Annotated in this window: 16 protein-coding genes; 1 reads left to right on the top strand and 15 read right to left on the bottom strand. The window is 38.7% G+C overall.

What is annotated here, in order from left to right:
• The 8 genes from BQ5321_RS10790 to BQ5321_RS10755 form a co-directional block, all read right to left on the bottom strand.
• Complete coding sequence (locus tag BQ5321_RS10790; protein WP_071394499.1) at window positions 1-669, bottom strand: 3-oxoacid CoA-transferase subunit B; 669 nt, start codon at window positions 667-669, stop codon at window positions 1-3.
• Window positions 648-1,346 (bottom strand): CoA transferase subunit A, encoded by a 699-nt coding sequence (locus tag BQ5321_RS10785; protein WP_071396866.1) that lies wholly within the window; start codon window positions 1,344-1,346, stop codon window positions 648-650. Before BQ5321_RS10785 ends, BQ5321_RS10790 begins: the two co-directional genes overlap by 22 nt.
• A complete protein-coding gene (locus tag BQ5321_RS10780; protein WP_071394498.1) occupies window positions 1,339-2,697 on the bottom strand; it encodes an aspartate aminotransferase family protein in 1,359 nt (452 codons plus the stop codon). Before BQ5321_RS10780 ends, BQ5321_RS10785 begins: the two co-directional genes overlap by 8 nt.
• Window positions 2,698-3,308: 611 nt before the next feature.
• Window positions 3,309-4,025 carry an exonuclease domain-containing protein gene (locus BQ5321_RS10775; protein WP_071394497.1) on the bottom strand — a complete coding sequence of 239 codons (717 nt, stop codon included), beginning with the start codon at window positions 4,023-4,025 and terminating at the stop codon, window positions 3,309-3,311.
• Between the two features lie 62 nt (window positions 4,026-4,087).
• Complete coding sequence (locus BQ5321_RS10770) at window positions 4,088-5,056, bottom strand: DUF294 nucleotidyltransferase-like domain-containing protein (protein WP_071394496.1); 969 nt, start codon at window positions 5,054-5,056, stop codon at window positions 4,088-4,090.
• 145 nt (window positions 5,057-5,201) lie between these two features.
• On the bottom strand, window positions 5,202-6,464 hold the full coding sequence (locus BQ5321_RS10765) for an ammonium transporter (protein ID WP_071394495.1): 1,263 nt from the start codon (window positions 6,462-6,464) through the stop codon (window positions 5,202-5,204).
• 219 nt (window positions 6,465-6,683) lie between these two features.
• Entirely contained in the window at window positions 6,684-7,673 is a 990-nt protein-coding gene (locus tag BQ5321_RS10760) for a S66 family peptidase (protein WP_071396865.1), read from the bottom strand.
• A gap of 104 nt (window positions 7,674-7,777) precedes the next feature.
• Window positions 7,778-9,244 carry an NAD(P)/FAD-dependent oxidoreductase gene (locus BQ5321_RS10755; protein WP_071394494.1) on the bottom strand — a complete coding sequence of 489 codons (1,467 nt, stop codon included), beginning with the start codon at window positions 9,242-9,244 and terminating at the stop codon, window positions 7,778-7,780.
• A gap of 300 nt (window positions 9,245-9,544) precedes the next feature.
• On the opposite strand from BQ5321_RS10755, the gene BQ5321_RS10750 reads away from it, so the two are divergent.
• The gene (locus tag BQ5321_RS10750) at window positions 9,545-10,633 is read left to right on the top strand and encodes an SGNH/GDSL hydrolase family protein (RefSeq protein ID WP_071394493.1); all 1,089 of its coding nucleotides are present in this window, start codon (window positions 9,545-9,547) and stop codon (window positions 10,631-10,633) included.
• Between the two features lie 37 nt (window positions 10,634-10,670).
• On the opposite strand, the gene msrB is transcribed toward BQ5321_RS10750, so the two are convergent.
• The 7 genes from msrB to BQ5321_RS10715 all read right to left on the bottom strand — a co-directional run bounded on the left by msrB (window position 10,671) and on the right by BQ5321_RS10715 (window position 16,662).
• A complete protein-coding gene (gene msrB, locus BQ5321_RS10745; protein WP_071394492.1) occupies window positions 10,671-11,099 on the bottom strand; it encodes a peptide-methionine (R)-S-oxide reductase MsrB in 429 nt (142 codons plus the stop codon).
• Window positions 11,099-11,635 carry a peptide-methionine (S)-S-oxide reductase MsrA gene (gene msrA, locus BQ5321_RS10740; protein WP_071394491.1) on the bottom strand — a complete coding sequence of 179 codons (537 nt, stop codon included), beginning with the start codon at window positions 11,633-11,635 and terminating at the stop codon, window positions 11,099-11,101. Before msrA ends, msrB begins: the two co-directional genes overlap by 1 nt.
• A gap of 34 nt (window positions 11,636-11,669) precedes the next feature.
• A complete protein-coding gene (locus BQ5321_RS10735; protein WP_071394490.1) occupies window positions 11,670-12,272 on the bottom strand; it encodes a YpmS family protein in 603 nt (200 codons plus the stop codon).
• Window positions 12,273-13,103 (bottom strand): SGNH/GDSL hydrolase family protein, encoded by an 831-nt coding sequence (locus tag BQ5321_RS10730; protein WP_071394489.1) that lies wholly within the window; start codon window positions 13,101-13,103, stop codon window positions 12,273-12,275.
• A 130-nt stretch (window positions 13,104-13,233) separates the two neighbouring features.
• Window positions 13,234-13,809: an SCO family protein gene (locus tag BQ5321_RS10725; RefSeq protein ID WP_071394488.1), complete on the bottom strand. Its 576-nt coding sequence runs from the start codon at window positions 13,807-13,809 to the stop codon at window positions 13,234-13,236.
• 109 nt (window positions 13,810-13,918) lie between these two features.
• Window positions 13,919-15,532, bottom strand: coding sequence for an ATP-binding protein (locus BQ5321_RS10720; protein ID WP_071394487.1), 1,614 nt, complete (start codon window positions 15,530-15,532; stop codon window positions 13,919-13,921).
• Between the two features lie 284 nt (window positions 15,533-15,816).
• Window positions 15,817-16,662 (bottom strand): DegV family protein, encoded by an 846-nt coding sequence (locus tag BQ5321_RS10715; RefSeq protein WP_071394486.1) that lies wholly within the window; start codon window positions 16,660-16,662, stop codon window positions 15,817-15,819.
• Window positions 16,663-16,767 lie beyond the last annotated feature (105 nt).

Genomic DNA, 16,767 nt, shown 5'->3' with positions numbered 1-16,767 from the left:
TCACTCTAGTGGAATAACAAGAAGCTTTTCAGCAACGGTAAACTGACAATCTGTTAAGCTTTTAATTCGCTCAACCGAATGACCGGCAAAATATTCTCGTAGAATCAGACCCTTTGAGCCCACCTCAAAAACGGCTAAATCCGTAATAATCAAATCTACACAGCCTTTCGAGGTTAAGGGCAATGTACAGCTTTGGACAATCTTTGAATTCCCTTTAGAATCCGTATGATTCATCACAACAATAACCTTTCGCGCCTTTTGCGCCAGTTCCATGGCACCTCCCATTCCAGGAATTTTTTTACCCGGAACTAACCAATTGGCCAAATCTCCCTTTTCACTTACCTGTAATGCTCCGAGTATCGTCATATCTACTCTGCCTCGGCGTATCATCGCAAAGGCAACTGCACTGTCACAATAGGAAGCACCGTCAATGACGGTAACCGGAAGCCCGCCTGCATTACAAAGATTTTCATCCTCCTCACCTTTCATGGGACTAGACCCCATCCCAACAATTCCGTTTTCAGCATGAAACATAACTTGAATATCTGTAGCCAGATGATTGGGAACAAGGGAAGGAATGCCGATACCTAAGTTGACAACCATTCCGTTTGTAATTTCAGCCGCAGCTCTTTTCGCAATTCTATTTCTTATGGAGTTTGCCATGCCCATTTCCAATTCACCCCCTCGGATGGAACGATATAGTCAACAAAGACACCTGGTGTCACTACTTCATAAGGCTTAATATCACCGAGCGGGACAATTTCCTCAACCTCTGCAATGGTAACGTTACCTGCCATAGCAACAAGGGGATTCGTATTACGGGCACTTTTGTCATAGATAAGATTGCCAAAGGGATCTGCTTTTTTCGCGTAGACAATCGAAACTTCTGCCGTTAGAGCCGTTTCAATTAAATATGATTTTCCGTCTATGACACAGATTTCTTTTTGACCTGCTACCCATTCGTTATCCATGCCAATATCTGACAGAAATGCCGGAATTCCAACACCACCTGCCCGGATCCGTTCAGCCAGAGTTCCTTGCGGAGAAAATTCGACAGTAAGCTTCCCAGCTGTTAAGAGCTTTCCAGCTACAGGATTTGAGCCAATATGCGATGCAATTAAGCGGTCTGCCATTCCCCTACTAACTACTTTCCCAATCCCAATATGTGGAAATCCAGCATCATTGCCGATTAACGTTAAATGGCGCAAATTCTTTTCGATCATCGCATCGATTATGCTAGGCGGCGTACCTACACCACCAAAGCCACCAAACATAACGGTCATTCCATCGGCAAAATGCTCCATTACGCAACTAATATCCTTGATTTTACCAAAAGAATTATCCATCATTCATCATCCCTCCCAATTGGAGCGATTCATAAAGTTCTTGGCAGGTTACGGTGAATTTTTCAATTAATTCATCCAATTCTTCATTGGTTATCGTCAAAGGGGGAGAAATAATGATGGCATCGCCATCGATTCCATCCATCCCTGCTCCTGCCGGGTATAATAATAATCCATTATTAATGGCCATTTTAATCACTCTTTTAGTAAAAGCAAAAGACCTAGGAAACGGAAGCTTTTGTTTATCGTCTTGAACAAATTCGATACCAATCAACAATCCTAAGCCTCTTACGTCCCCAATAAAAGGAAATTGATATTTTAGTTTTTGTAGTCTAGTAAATAAATATTGACTTTTTTCAGGTACCATATTCATAATATCGTGCTGCTCAAGATAGTTCATAACAGCTAATGATACTGCACAGCTTTGAGGATTAGCACTTAAGGTGTGACCACTCATGACTACCTTTGATCCTGATAGAATGGGCTCCATAACACGGTCACTGACAAGAGTTGCAGCTATAGGTGTATAACCTGCACCCATCCCTTTCCCGAGCGCCACAATATCAGGGATTACATTCCAATGCTCACAGGCAAGCATGGTTCCAGTGCGGCCAAAACCAGTCATGACTTCATCTGCAATAAAAAGAATCTGGTATTTTTCGCATATTTCTTTGATTATTTGATAATAGTGTTCTGGTGGAGAAATGGCTCCGCCTGCTGCACCAATTACCGGTTCAGCAATGAAAGCCGCAATATGCTCTGCCCCAATTCGTCTGATGGCGGTTTCTAGTTCTCGTGCGCAGAGGTAGCCGCACTCTGGGGCAGTTTTGTTGTATGGACAACGATAACAATAAGGAGGATGAATAGTAGGAAAATCTTCAAGGAGCGGTGTAAATCTTTCCCTTCTAGCAGAATGACCTGACATCGATAAAGCACCTAAAGTAATTCCATGGTAGCTGACCCAACGAGACAATATTTTTGTTTTTGTTTTCAAGCCTTTTTCCTGCCAATGCTGTATAGCCACCTTCATTGCTGTTTCAGTTGCTTCCGAGCCACTACTCACAAAAAAGCTCCAATTTAAATCCCCACTGGCAAGTTCAGCAATTTTTTGCGCCAGTTGTTCAGCAGGTTCACTTGTAAACTGTGACCGATAGACAAATGATACTTTTTTCGCCTGCTTTTTCATTGCATTGATGATTTCTTTCACACCATGACCGATGTTAGCTGTCACAGCTCCAGAGGAGGCATCAAGATATTCCTTGAATTCAATGTCATATAAATATACACCCTTGCCAAAATCAATAATCGGATAATTTTCATCTAGCATTGGCTTAATTAAAAACGAACGCTTCATCCTCTCACTCTCCATGTCTAAAAAAACAAAAGCAGAAGGGCGCCCACAAAGCATGAAACGAAAAAACATTTCATGGAGTACAGGCATGTTCCTTCAGTCTTTATACGAAAAAAATCAAATTCGTCCGTCGAATTTGCGTCCGGATTACCTGAGCTCGCTCGGGTAAACTACCTTTAAAAAATCGCAAGACTCGCCGGAGGCTTAACTTCATTCAGCCGGGGTTTAACCCCCACTAAATCGAAGGACCATTTGCCTTCATCCCCCACATGTAAAAGTGGAGGACTTCAGCTGAATGAAGTTAATACATTTTGGTGTCAATTACTAAATTGTATGAATAATGAGGAGAAATCTTTCTTATTATCTACAGGACTTGAAAAGAAAAAGTAAAAAGAATAAAGCATAGTTACTCCGAAGGTAGAAAAAATCAAATTCGCCCGTCGAATTTGCGTCCGGATATTTATCGAGCTTGCTCGATAAACTACCTTTAAAAAATCCGTGACATCCGCCGGAGGCTTAACCTCATTCAGCCCGGGTTTGAACCCCCACTGAATCGAAGTACAGTTTGCATTCATCCCCCACTTGTAGAAGTGGAGGACTTCTGCTGAATGAAGTTAAAGCTTATTAGCCATCCGCCTATATACATCGTGTAGGGTTTTACAGCCGAGAGCCTGGACTTTTTCTATATAAATACGCCATATTTCAGCAGTCAGCCTTGCATCCCCTAATGCATGATGGCGGTCAATGATCGGAATTTGATGATACTCACAAAGCTCATCTAACCTGCTAAATGAGCAATCCGGATCGGCAATTCGATAAAAAAAGGAAGTATCAACGACTCGATGTTTAAACGGGGAACGAAAAAGCTTCCAATTTGCATTTTGTAAAAAGCTTTTATCATGTTTTGAATGGTGGGCCACAAGGGTGGAATGCTGTGCAAAGCGATAAAACTGTACTAATACATCCGTAAGAGCCGGTGCATTCGATAATTGCTCTGGGGTTAACCCTGTTAATTGCTCAATGACTGGCGGGAGCTCGTTTTCATAGCGAGCAAGGGAATAAAATTCTTCACATCTTTCACCACCAATCATTTTCACCGCTCCGATAGAAATAATTCTGTCACCCTGCTCAGGGTAAAATCCAGTTGTTTCCAAATCAAAAATGACTACATTTAATTGATTTAACGGGACGAACAATGAATCCTGCTGCTTCAATTCCTTTTGCAGATTTCTGACATATGCCGCTTGCCGTAGATTGGTTCCACTTGAAGAACCGAGGCCGACCTTTCCCTGCAACCCTTTCATTAAATGGATAAATGATTCAAATGCCATAATCAACACCCTTTTTCAACCAATATGAAAACACTTTAGGGACTCACCTTGAACCAGATGTTCTATGACAGTAAATGTCTGCTGATATATTGATGAAGCCTTTTCCCATCCTTAAGAATTTGTTTTATTTCCTTCCTATTCCATTTATCTAAATGCTTTATCATTAAAAAATGAGTGTCTTCATAGGAATTCCTATTTGACATAGAAAGTCGATAAAATAACAGCCGCTTAAAATTTTGTTTGCTTTTCGATAACACTTCAGCATACATCGGATGTTCTAATAATGCATCAATCCTCCCAAGAGTGGAGGTTTCATCCAAACCTTCCTTTATAGCTAATAAACGAATACCATTAACATAAGGGAGAAAGGCTGTGTACTTTAAGTCAATCGAGCCTTGATATTTACCTTGATTAATGGGGATCAGCTGCCCTAATGGGCCTATGGCATTTTTGATATGCATGACACTTTCCATTAGCCGGCTTAATAGCTGCGGCTGTTTACGACGATATTCAAAAATATCGTTTTTCAACTCTTTTATATAATCACCTTTTCCAAGTAAGCACCTTGCATCAAAAAATATTTGCAAATTACGAATGGACTCTAAGCTCCTATCCTCCATCCAATCGCCTAGCTGCTCACGCCATGCCGCGATGGATTTACACCACATTGGGTTTGAGCACATCACCTTGCCTTCACAGTACGGATAGCCGACTACATGAAGTCCATAAGAGATTTCCTTTCCGAGCGCCAAAAAAAAGGCTTCATTTTCTTTACTATTTTGAGCAAAAATAATTCCATGATCTTGATCACTGAAAACCCCTTGCTCCATCCTTCCGCCACTTCCTGTAATAAACCAGCAATAATCACTGGGAGGACTGCCTACATTTAGTGCAGCAACAGCAGCCTCAAATACTAGACACATAACATAATCATGGAATTTATTGAGTAAAAGGGTATCCATAGCATGCTCTTCAATATGGGCTTCCTTCCACTTTCGTATCGATTCATAACTTTCTAAATCCCTTGTCATCCACATCACCTCTATTTACCATAAGGCTGATTGGTCATCACCCTAGAGTTCATACTTTTGTGTAAGTGTATCTACAATAGAACGGCTTGTAAATACAGGAATCTAACAAAACAAAAAGCCTCCTGTTAGGAGACTGTTGTTTTGTTTAGGAAGGTAATTTCGTTTCACTAGCCATAATTTGTTCTGGATACCCATAGCTACCATGCTCACTCATATCAAGTCCCATGATTTCCTCTTCTTCTGTTACACGAATCCCAACAAGTTTCTTCATCACAAACAAAATGATGAAGGAGGCAGCAAAGGCATATAGACCAGAAGTAACGACTCCCATAAATTGAACACCTAACTGTTCAAAACCACCACCATAGAATAATCCTGGAAGCCCAACTGAAGCAAGCTCTGGTGTAGCAAAGAAACCGGTTGAAAGTGTTCCCCAAACACCTGCTGTACCATGAACAGACAAAGCATAGATTGGATCATCAATTCTTTTTCTTTCAAAAAATCTTGCACTATAGAATACAATGATTCCAGCGATAAATCCAATCACTACCGCTCCCCAGGTATCGACGAAAGCACATGATGCTGTAATTGCTACAAGACCGGCCAAAGCCCCATTCAGAATGGTCGGTACATCCGGTTTACCAAGTACAACCCAGGAAATCAACGTGGCGGCAACCGCACCTGCACCAGCGGCTAGATTCGTATTCAAGGCAACAAATCCGAAAAATCCATCATCAACAGATACTGTGCTGCCTGCATTAAAGCCAAACCAACCTACCCAGAGAATTAAAACGGCTAAAGCTGTGTACACTTGATTATGTCCGGCAAGATTATTAGCCGTTCCATCGGCATTATATTTTCCGATACGTGGTTTTAACAGAATCGTTGCTGCTAAGGCTGCCATTGCCCCTGTTAAGTGAACGACTGTGGAACCGGCAAAGTCTTGTTTTCCATGTTCAGCAAGCCAGCCCCCACCCCAAATCCAATGTGCGATAACCGGGTAGATTAAAACTCCAAAAAGTATGGTAAATACGACATAGGCGGAGAATTTTGCTCGTTCTGCAAAACCACCTAATGCAATCGTTATGGAAATCCCTGCAAAAGCTAACTGAAAGACAAAGAAGACAGAAGTGGCTAATCCAGCATCTTCTAGTTGTGTTCCTGAATAAAAGAAATCACTTAAGCCGACAAAGAAATTAGCATTATCACCAAATGTAAAACCATATCCAACTGCCCAATAAACAAGAGAAGCTAAACCAAATGTAAAAATCGTTTTCCCGGCAATATGTCCGGCATTTTTCATTCTAGTTGAACCTGCTTCAAGAAGAATGAAACCCCCAATCATAAAAATGACTAATATTGCTCCAAGCATGACCCATACACTGTTCAATAAAAATATTGGATCCATTTTACCTTCTCCCCTCTTCGTCATCTACCTAACAACTTATGTTAGGATTTATAACATTTATTTTATATTTCTTATTTTATTCAGAAACTCCTCCGTTGTCAATGATTTCTGAAAATTTATGTTAGAAAACCTTACATGAAATTCTTATGATTCTAAAATGATAAACAAAGAAAAACAGTGTAAAGGTTTAGTTCGCTTCACACTGTTTCAACGTTAGCTCTATTTAAATTCTTCTTTCTGCTCGATGATCATTTCAACTCCGTCCTCACCAGGGGCTATTGAAGCTTTGGCTCCAATTGGAATCGTCGCCATTGGGTGAACATGACCAAAGTTAACATTAGCAATAATCGGTATTTGACTTAACTCCGCTTTTGATTTAATGATCTTTCGTAGCGATGCTTCAGTCATGCTCGATTCTGTTTGGAAGCGTCCAATTAACACGGCCTTTATGTCGTTTGCACCTGGCTGCTGCAGCAGGGATTGCAGGGCACGATCAAAGGTTTGTGGATATGATTCCCTGTCATCCTCAATCATTAAAATCGATTCTTTTAACGAAGGCATATATCCTGTACCCTGTAGCATTGTCAGACTCGTTAGATTTCCTGCTATCATTCTGCCTTCTGCTTTTCCTGGTTGTAAGACTAAATATTCATCCTGATTATGAAAGTTAACTTGCTCCTTTTCCTTATACCAATGATCCTCACTCCAATGTGTTGAAGGATAGATCTCATATGGAGCATCATTCGTCAAAGCCGAAACGAACATGTCTATTGTGTACTCCACACCATGTCTATAGCCAAGCACAGAAAGATCAGGACCAACATATGTAACAAGGCCTGTTTTTTGATAGATGGCGAGACTTAATATAGACATATCACCGTAACCACAAAGAATTTTCGGATTTCTGCTAATCAAATCATAATCAAGATGGGGTAAAAGTTGGTTCGCATTATAACCGCCTAAGCCCGATAAAATCGCTTTCACTTTTTTATCTTGAAAGGCATCATGTAAATCATGTACCCGTTCCTCTATTGACGTACTATAAAACTCATCATGCTTGTACACATGTTGACCAAATGTAACATGAAAACCAAGCTGCTTTAACCGGGACTCCGCTAATTCCATTTGCTTTTCTTTCAATAACGCAATGCTGGCAGAAGGCGCAATAATACGTATTTCATCTCCAGGCTTTAATCGTTCAGCAAACACAATATCCACCCCTTTTTTCTTCCTCTACCATTATTATACATGAATATTAAAAGTGTCAGGCACACAAAATGGTCCAATGACTTTTTTGTGCGCCTGACTCCTTGTTATACAGCTGCCGTATCTTTTTTTGCTGCGGCTTTCACTTTTTCGATAATATCTCGGGCAATCCACACACCACAAGCACTCGCTTGGGCCAAACCGCGGGTAACACCTGCACCATCACCACCAACATATAGTCCGCCAATTTCGGTCTCAAATCGATCATTTAGCTTTGGTCTAGCTGAATAAAACTTCGCTTCTACCCCATAAAATAATGTATGCTCTGATGCAATTCCTGGAGTAACATGATTCAAGGCCTCTGTCATTTCAACTAAGCTTTTTAGTGTATTATATGGAAGAACAAGACCTAAATCTCCCGGTACTGCTTCTTTTAATGTTGGCTCAACAAAGCCTTCTTTAATCCTTTTCTCTGTCGATCTTCTTCCCTTTAATATATCTCCATATTTTTGCACAATAATCCCGCCATTGGATAAGCTGTTAGCTAGCTTTGAAATAGCATGGGCAAATTCATTTGGTTTATCAAACGGCTCTGAAAAAACATGCGAAACAAGTAATGCAAAATTAGTATTTGGACTACCAAGCTTTGGGTCACGATAGGCATGGCCATTCGCCAGCATACTTCCGGAATGATTCTCAACCACAACATGCCCAGATGGATTACTGCAAAATGTCCGAACTCGTGTACCAACCGATGCATTAAACGTGAATTTACCTTCATATAAATGTTCATTGATTTCTTCCATGACAATGTTTGATGTTTCTACCCGAACACCGATATCAACCTGGTTATTATACATGCGGATGCGGCGCTTCTTGAGAAGCTTTGAAAGCCATATTGAACCGTCCCGTCCAGGTACGATAACTACTTTATCCGACAGTATTTCTTCTCCAGTTTTAAGCTGTACTCCGGTTATTTTCCAGCCGTCCGCAGTACGATCTGTCAGTAAATCCTCGACTTCTGTTTTATAAGCCATATCCACTTTATCCTTAAGGTATTCATAAATACTTTTCATGATTTCCAAGTTTTGCTCTGTACCTAAATGACGAACCTGAGCTCTTAATAGCTTTAGACCTGCAGCATACCCGCGTCTTTCAATTTCACGAACCTTTTCCGTCATTGGATCGGTAATACTTTTCGTTGCACCATGCTTTAAATTAATTTCGTCTACATATTTGATAAGTTCTAGTACAGTTGAATCAGCAAGATAATCTGTCATCCATCCGCCAAATTCGCTAGTAATATTAAACTTACCATCTGAATAGGCACCCGCACCACCAAATCCGTTTGTGATGGAGCAGGCAGGCATACAACCGGCAAACTCTTTCCTACCAGCTGCAGGTGGACATTTTTCAATTTTCTTTTCTAGTATTGGACAGTTTCTTTTATATATATCATGACCTTTGTCAATTAACAGCACCTTTGCCTGCGGCATTTTCAATGATAGCTCATAGCAGGTAAATATCCCTGCTGGGCCGGCGCCAACAACAATCACATCATACGTTTTCTTCATGTGCTCTTCTTCCCCCTAGATGTCAATTCTAGAATAAATGCCATAACCATCCGTTAATATACCAAAAGAAAGGGGTTTCGTCAACAAAAATCCGAATAATTTAATCATAACAAGATTTAATGTTCGTCTTTTTAAAAGTACCCTTCCCCTTTACCTGCCTTAATTTTGGAATTATCACATTTTAATTTCTAAAGGAAAAAGGCTGATATTACCAGTCAGCTTACGGTATTCTAATAATAAGGACTTCAAGAAAAATGCCCTTAATCCATTCATAGCTCTATTCTGCATAGGAGGCATTAGATGAAAGAAAAAAGAAAAAGCTTAGCTGCCCTAATCCTGATTTTTACACTTTGTTTTAGTTTGCTGTTTCTCATTTTTCATGAAAAGGCTATCAGTAAATCCTTACCTGTTTACGAAAAAGTCGTTCAAAAGCTTGATATTCACTATTTAATTGTCGGCGATAGTATTGGCAGAGGTGCTGGTGTTGAAAACAGGTCACATACTTGGTTTTCACAATGGGAGCAAGCCATGAAACAGAAGTATCCCATAGATTTAATAAGACATTCCATTGTTCAGAGCGGCGCTACGGCATATGAGGGGCTTTATTTAATAGGAAACGCAAAACCACTATCGACTGTTGATTTAGTCTTCTTGATATTTGGTGAAAATGATCGAAAATATATGAACGAAAAACAATTTTCCTTTTATTACGAAGGGCTTATTTATGAAATAAAAACAACTTATCCTAAAGCGGAATTAGTATTGATTACTGAGAGCTGCTTAGAACAAGAGTTGTTTGCCGAGGCTATCAAAAATCTCGCAGAGCATTACCATGCAGTCCATATTGATATGCGTATTCCATTTAAGAAGAATTCACCCCTTCTCAAAGACTTATCCGATGATAACATCCATCCAAATGAATTAGGCTATAAGCTATATGCCGAAGCCATCACAAAGGAATTAGAAACAGGCATCAAATCAAACAAACAGATAGTAGTCTTAAGAGAGCCGCTTTTATATAAAAAGAGGCTGTCCATAAAAGAACAAGACCATTTTAAAGAAAAAAATGAGTTATTTCACTTTAACAATGGGTATTATCAAACATCTGAAAAAGGTGCCCGTATAAGCTACTCTTTTGACGGAACAAATCTAGGCGTCAAAGTCCTAAAGCATGTGCAGGGAGGAGAAATGGACGTATTTATTGATGGTCAGTTTATCAGAAGGATTTCGACCTGGTGGCCGATTAATAAAGAACGGGTTCTATATGTAACAAGTGGACTACAGCCAGGAAAGCATGAAGTCACCTTCGTTGCTACAGGTACTCAATCAGCTAAAAATCAAACGACTACGCAAAACATTCAGCTTTCATCGATTGTTGTGTTTGAATAAGAAAAAAGGAGTGACTCTGGGGTTCACTCCTTTTTTCTTATTCAAACAGCTTGATATATTCCTGATAGCCCTCTTCCTCGAGCTTTTCTTTTGGGATAAATTTTAATGATGCTGAGTTGATACAGTAGCGTAATCCAGTCGGCTCTGGCCCATCATTGAACACATGACCAAGATGTGAATCAGCACTCTTACTTCTAACCTCTGTTCGAACCATAAAATGACTAAAATCCGATTTTTCGACCATTTCATCCTTTGTCAACGGCTTGGTAAAGCTAGGCCATCCACATCCAGCGTCAAATTTATCCTTCGATGAGAATAAAGGCTGACCTGACACAACATCCACATAAATCCCTTCGCGAAATTCATTCCAATATTCGTTCCGAAACGGAGGCTCTGTACCATTATTTTGTGTGACTTCAAATTGAATTGGCGTTAATTTCTTACGCAATTCGTCCTTATTAGCCATTAACTATTCCCCCAATACTTTTCAATAAAGGCTTTTCTTCCAGAGCCAAGCTGGTACCGCTCATAATGAGCCGGATTTTTCCGATAGTAATGCTGGTGATAGTCTTCAGCAGGATAAAAGCTTTTAGCAGGAAGAATAGCTGTTGCAATCGGTTTAAGAAATTTACCACTCCATTCCAGCTCCCGCTTTGACCTTTCTGCTGCCTGCTTTTGTCCGTCATGATGATAAAAAATCGCCGTTTGATAGGACTGACCTCTGTCATAAAACTGTCCACCCGCATCTGTCGGATCAATTTGTTGCCAATAGGTTGATAATAGCTTCTCATAAGAATATATAGACGGGTCAAAGGTAATTTGGACCGCTTCATAATGTCCGGTTTTTTCTGAGCATACCTCTTCATAGGTTGGATTTTCCTTTGTTCCACCGGTATACCCTGAGACAACCTTTATGATGCCGGGCTGCTCATCAAAGGGCTTTACCATACACCAAAAACAGCCGCCAGAAAAGGTTGCTAATTCATAGTTTTCATTATGCATTTACTCCACCTCTTATGCTCTTTTTTCCCTGTTGTTATTCTTTCATACTCTCATTCATCGGTATTCGCAAGGAAAATGAAATATCATCCTTTTTTAAATCAAATTTATCTACTTTTACCTCAAACCCACTTTTTAATTTCATATTTTGTAATGACATATAGATACGTTCTTCATTCGGCTGGATCATCACCCACTCAGGCACTTCATAGCTGCTTTGAACAAATTTTAATACAAGCGGTACTGGGAGCAACAACCTTCCGATTGACATCGTTTTCTGCTCTAGTTCGATATCACCATTTTCAAGTGCATGGGGCTCAAAGGTTAGTTTCATTTCCACCTCGCTGCTAAAGACAGGCAGTGTTCCATATAGCTCCACTTCATCTGTAAGAATCAGCTGATAGTCGAATTGCCCAGAAAGCTCTTCCTCTAAATAATGATTAATTACTTTATTTAAATCCTCTCTATTGGTTTTTACTTGAAAATAAACATCATTTTGCTCCTCTGTTGACTTTGGAATTTCCACTGGTTCAGCCGTACTGCTGAACAATAATATGAACAAGACAATAAGGACAACAATTATCGTCGCATTTATTCCAAGGAGTATATAAAACCACCTTTTCCAATTGCCAGCTTTCAATTAAAGCTCCTCCTGTTTTTGAACTAGCCATTTCTTCTCCATTACATCATCGATTGCAGCATGATGTAATACCTGATATATTTTATCAGCAATTAATTCATAGCCCCGGTTATTCGGATGAAAATAATCGGTGTATAACAATTCCTCTTCATCATCCTTAAAAAGATTCATAATATCAACAAAGTAAGTGTCAGGATACTGTGCTAATATTTTTTGACTATGCTTATTCCATTCATTCACCACTTCATTCATTTCTTCTATTTCCGGAAACCACTGATGAAAGGGATTATATAATCCAACAAGCACGATATGAATGTGTTTATTTTCCTGTCTGATTACCTTAAGTAAAACGGACAAATTTTCTTTATATAAATCTCTTTGATTTAGAAAGTCTGCCATATTTAAATTGGTAATATTCTCTCGAACCACCTTCATCATATCGTTTCCTCCAATGGTAACGATGACTAGATCAGCTTCCTGAATAGCGGTCCGTACTTCCACATCTGATTGTAATTTACTCACTAATTGTTCTGAACGAAAGCCCTTCACACCATAATTATCAATCTGAGCTTTCTTAATATTGTTTTCATCCTCGAGTAATGACACCAGATAAGGGATATAGCCACCATTTTCCGAAATATCTCCTACTCCTTCTGTCAATGAATCTCCTAAAGCAACAATTTTTATAGGCTGAGGTTTGATGGTTTCTGGAGCTGCCTTCATCACTTGGGTTGTCTTTTGTGATTCATTTCCAGAAAGAAACATAAAATAGACTGCTATACCAGCAAGTAACGAAAGAAGGGTTAGAATTAGAAAGATGAATTTTTTCATCTCATCACCCACCTTCATAAGTAAATACATTATATCATCTGATTAATTTTAGCTGAAATGATTTAGAAGTATTTCTTTTTCGTTTTACTTTCTAACAGAGCAATAATAAAAAAATAGACCTAGAAAAGGCCTATTGTAAGCTTTTAATATCTTTAATAATCTGTTCCATTGGGATATCAGCCAGTCCGGAATAATCCTTCATAATCTTACCTTCCCCATCCACTAAATAAAAGCTCGTCCCATGGATTACCTGATCTTCTGCCTCAGGTTTTTTAACTATTGTTTTAAACGTATCTAAGGCATATTGTTCTATTTCAGCCTGTGAATACCCAGTCAAGAAATGCCAATTACCAAAATCCGCATTAAAACCTTTCCCAAATTCATGTAATATTTCGGGTGTATCTAACTCTGGATCGACGCTAAAGGATACAAATTGAATATTTTCAATTCCTTCTTTTTTTGTTTCATCCTGTAATTTTTTCATATTTGCCGTCATTGGAAGACAAACATCCTCACAGTGTGTAAAAATAAGATTCGCTACCCAAACCTTGCCTTTTAAATCCTTTAAACCAAAAGACTCTCCATTTTGATCTGTATGCGTAAAATCGGACACAGGCCAATTATGAGGATCTTTAATCCCGCCACAGGCAGCTAACAATAAAGTAGTTGATACTAAAACGAACAAAAGAATCCGTAATTTCACCATGCAACCCCCGTTTGAACGATTCTTAATTGTTATTATTTTAGCAAAATTTAATGAAAGAAAAAAGAAAAAACATTGTCCGATTTGTGAATATGTATTTAATAGAGTTATATTATTCACAGATAGGAACGAATATCTTAAATGTAGTTCCCACACCTTTTTCACTTTCTACTTCTATTTTGCCCTTCATCCTCTCTATAATTTGATAACAAACTGTAAGTCCCATTCCCGTACCTTTTTCTTTTAATGAATAAAAAGCAGTCCCAAGTCTCTCCATTTCTTCCTTCGTCATGCCGATGCCCGTATCACTGATTTCAAATACACCATACTGACCAGCCTGATATAAGCTTAATCGTAGTTCTCCACCATCCTTCATTGCCTCAATACTATTTTTCAGCATATTAATCAATACCTGCTGAAGCTCGTTTTTAATCCCTTTAACTGAAATGTTTTCTAATACAGGTGTCATCATAATGATATTCTTCGACATCATGGCATAGGAATTCATTAAATCCATGACTTTCTCTGCAAGCTCTTTTCCGGCAATCATCTCTGACTGCTCCATATCCGGTTTTGCCAAGGAAAGATAGTCATTTATAATCGTTTCAGCCCGATTCATTTCATCAATCATTAACCGGATATACATACGTTCTTCTTCACTCATTTGATCTTTAGCAAGAAAAATTTGCAGAAACCCCTTTACAACCGTCATCGGATTTCTAATTTCATGGGCAACAGATGCAGCTAATTGTCCAATCGCATTCATCTTTTCTGCCCGCTGTAATTCACGAATCAACTTTGAGCTTTCGATAATATGCTCTACTTCATCAAACACCTCTTCTAAATTATGCAAGGAGTTCGGCTCGTCTGAGGAACCTTTTTTTTCAGAAGTAGCAGGAAGCTTCTCAACTAGAACGGACAGCTGTTTAACCATTTGATTGAAACGATCACAAAGTAACCCTAAATCTGAATTATCGGTTACCTTTAGTCGGACTTGGAAATTACCATTGCTTACTTCATTAAATCCCTTTATAAGTGCATGGACCGGTTCTAATGCCTTGTTAAATCCTTGCTTCAAAATAAAGAAAATAAATGGAGTCATAAGTAAAAATAGACCAATTAAAAAGTATACATATTTTTTTTGGGCAGTTATGATGGAGTCTGCATTAATGTCAACTCCAAATAGAGCAATCATACGACCATCATGGTTCATGATAGGTGTAAAAGCAGTAATCCAAGCTCCATGCTCATCTTCATACACTTCACTGTGGGCAGACTTTTTTGTTTGGACAACTTTTCGATAGCCTTCAAGCCATTCTTCATTCGCTCTATAGCTTGATAACGATAGCCAGCCATTCTTTTTCTGTTGTTCATCGGATGTAATAATAAACACTTCATCTCTTTTTGTCTGCTCACTGTCAACAATAAAACTATTTAAATAAAGAATATTTTGATTCGTAAAATTCGACAAGCTCCTTTTCAATTTAATAAAATCATCATGCCGCTCATTTTTCGTATTCAGTACACTTTCAACGTCCTCAGAGTGGATAGTAGTGCTCCAAATTGCTGCAACATCCATTGCATGATCTGATAGGAGTTCTTCCATTTGCTTGGACTGCAAATAATAGCTAAAGGCTGAGGTAATCGCTACAATCATAAAAGTAATAAAAAAAGATAATATAAGTAACTTTTTAAACAGTGATATATTTTTGAGAAATTCTTTCATACGCTTGTCCTCAATTCCTTTTCACTTGTTTATATCCTATTAAACAATTGCGAATATTTAAAAATATTTCTTTAGGGTATTCGACAATCCTAGATATAATTCCTTTAATTCGACTTATTTTTATTCATACAATTATCATCTGATAAACTATCGATTAAATTTATGTAACTTTCATTCTACCATTATCTGTTTTCTCAGCCAAAGGAAATAAAGACTAAATCATCTAATTTATCTATAACTCAAAAAAAAAACCATTTGAGCTGTTTCAAATGGTCTGGTATTCCTTATTCAAAGTAATACATGAAACCTATTGCACCAGGGCCTGTGTGGGTACTGACGATCGGTGTTGTTTCTTCAATGGTTATTTCTCCGTAGCCTGTCTTTTCATAAACAGCTTGTTTTATTTTTTGCGCTAAACCTATACCGTCTGCATGAACAAGCCCTACCCCCTTCGTTATTTTACCTTCTAAATCTTCAGCGAAATGAGCAGCAAGGTATTTGGCTACTTGGGCATGACTTCTAACCTTTGCAACAGGAGTATATTCTCCATTTTCTAATGAAGCAATTGGTTTAATATTTAATAAAGAGCCAATGATCGCTCTTCCTTTTCCAATTCTGCCCCCCTTGACTAAATTTTCTAATGTATCCACAACAACATAAAGCCGAGTATTGCTCCGAATTTTATCTAGCCGTTCTAGAATAGCTGGTACATTTTTTCCTTCTCTCACCATAGCTGCAGCCTCTAACACCTGAAAAGATAGCGCTTTCGAAATAAACCGCGAGTCCACAACGGTTACCTTTGTATTGGTCATTTTTGCTGCACTCTCTGCCGACTGGACGGTACCGCTCATCCCACCTGTCATATGAATAGAAATAACCTCATAGCCCTGTGAACCAAGCCGATCATACACTTCCATAAAGGCTCCTGCTGAAGGCTGTGAGCTTTTAGGTAATTCTTTAGATTCCTTCATTTTCTCCATAAATTGAGAAGGTGTAATATCCACTCTATCCGTAAAGGTTTCACCATCAATACTAATGGTTAATGGGACCACTTCAATATCAAAGCTAGCTAGTTCCGCCTGGGTTAGATCCACCGTTGAGTCTGTTACAATTTTAATTTTATTAGTCAAACCATTCACTTCCTTATTTTGAATCAACTACCATTATACAAGTAATAATAATTTTAGGGAAATAACTTTTTCAAGTATAGATACAAAAAAGCACCGAAAAAATCG

The organism is Bacillus tuaregi (assembly GCF_900104575.1).
In the GTDB taxonomy this organism is placed as follows: Bacteria; Bacillota; Bacilli; order Bacillales; family Cytobacillaceae; genus Bacillus_BD; species Bacillus_BD tuaregi.
Note: the sequence above shows the minus strand (reverse complement) of the source record. Positions and strands in the feature narration are given on the sequence as shown.

Excerpts from the sequence above, each read along its gene's own strand:
- BQ5321_RS10790 (WP_071394499.1), bottom strand. The coding sequence starts at position 669 with ATGGGCATGGCAAACTCCATAAGAAATAGAATTGCGAAAAGAGCTGCG.
- BQ5321_RS10785 (WP_071396866.1), bottom strand. The coding sequence starts at position 1,346 with ATGGATAATTCTTTTGGTAAAATCAAGGATATTAGTTGCGTAATGGAG.
- BQ5321_RS10780 (WP_071394498.1), bottom strand. The coding sequence starts at position 2,697 with ATGAAGCGTTCGTTTTTAATTAAGCCAATGCTAGATGAAAATTATCCG.
- BQ5321_RS10775 (WP_071394497.1), bottom strand. The coding sequence starts at position 4,025 with ATGGCATTTGAATCATTTATCCATTTAATGAAAGGGTTGCAGGGAAAG.
- BQ5321_RS10770 (WP_071394496.1), bottom strand. The coding sequence starts at position 5,056 with ATGACAAGGGATTTAGAAAGTTATGAATCGATACGAAAGTGGAAGGAA.
- BQ5321_RS10765 (WP_071394495.1), bottom strand. The coding sequence starts at position 6,464 with ATGGATCCAATATTTTTATTGAACAGTGTATGGGTCATGCTTGGAGCA.
- BQ5321_RS10755 (WP_071394494.1), bottom strand. The coding sequence starts at position 9,244 with ATGAAGAAAACGTATGATGTGATTGTTGTTGGCGCCGGCCCAGCAGGG.
- BQ5321_RS10750 (WP_071394493.1), top strand. The coding sequence starts at position 9,545 with ATGAAAGAAAAAAGAAAAAGCTTAGCTGCCCTAATCCTGATTTTTACA.
- msrB (WP_071394492.1), bottom strand. The coding sequence starts at position 11,099 with ATGGCTAATAAGGACGAATTGCGTAAGAAATTAACGCCAATTCAATTT.
- msrA (WP_071394491.1), bottom strand. The coding sequence starts at position 11,635 with ATGCATAATGAAAACTATGAATTAGCAACCTTTTCTGGCGGCTGTTTT.
- BQ5321_RS10730 (WP_071394489.1), bottom strand. The coding sequence starts at position 13,103 with ATGAAAAAATTCATCTTTCTAATTCTAACCCTTCTTTCGTTACTTGCT.
- BQ5321_RS10725 (WP_071394488.1), bottom strand. The coding sequence starts at position 13,809 with ATGGTGAAATTACGGATTCTTTTGTTCGTTTTAGTATCAACTACTTTA.
- BQ5321_RS10720 (WP_071394487.1), bottom strand. The coding sequence starts at position 15,532 with ATGAAAGAATTTCTCAAAAATATATCACTGTTTAAAAAGTTACTTATA.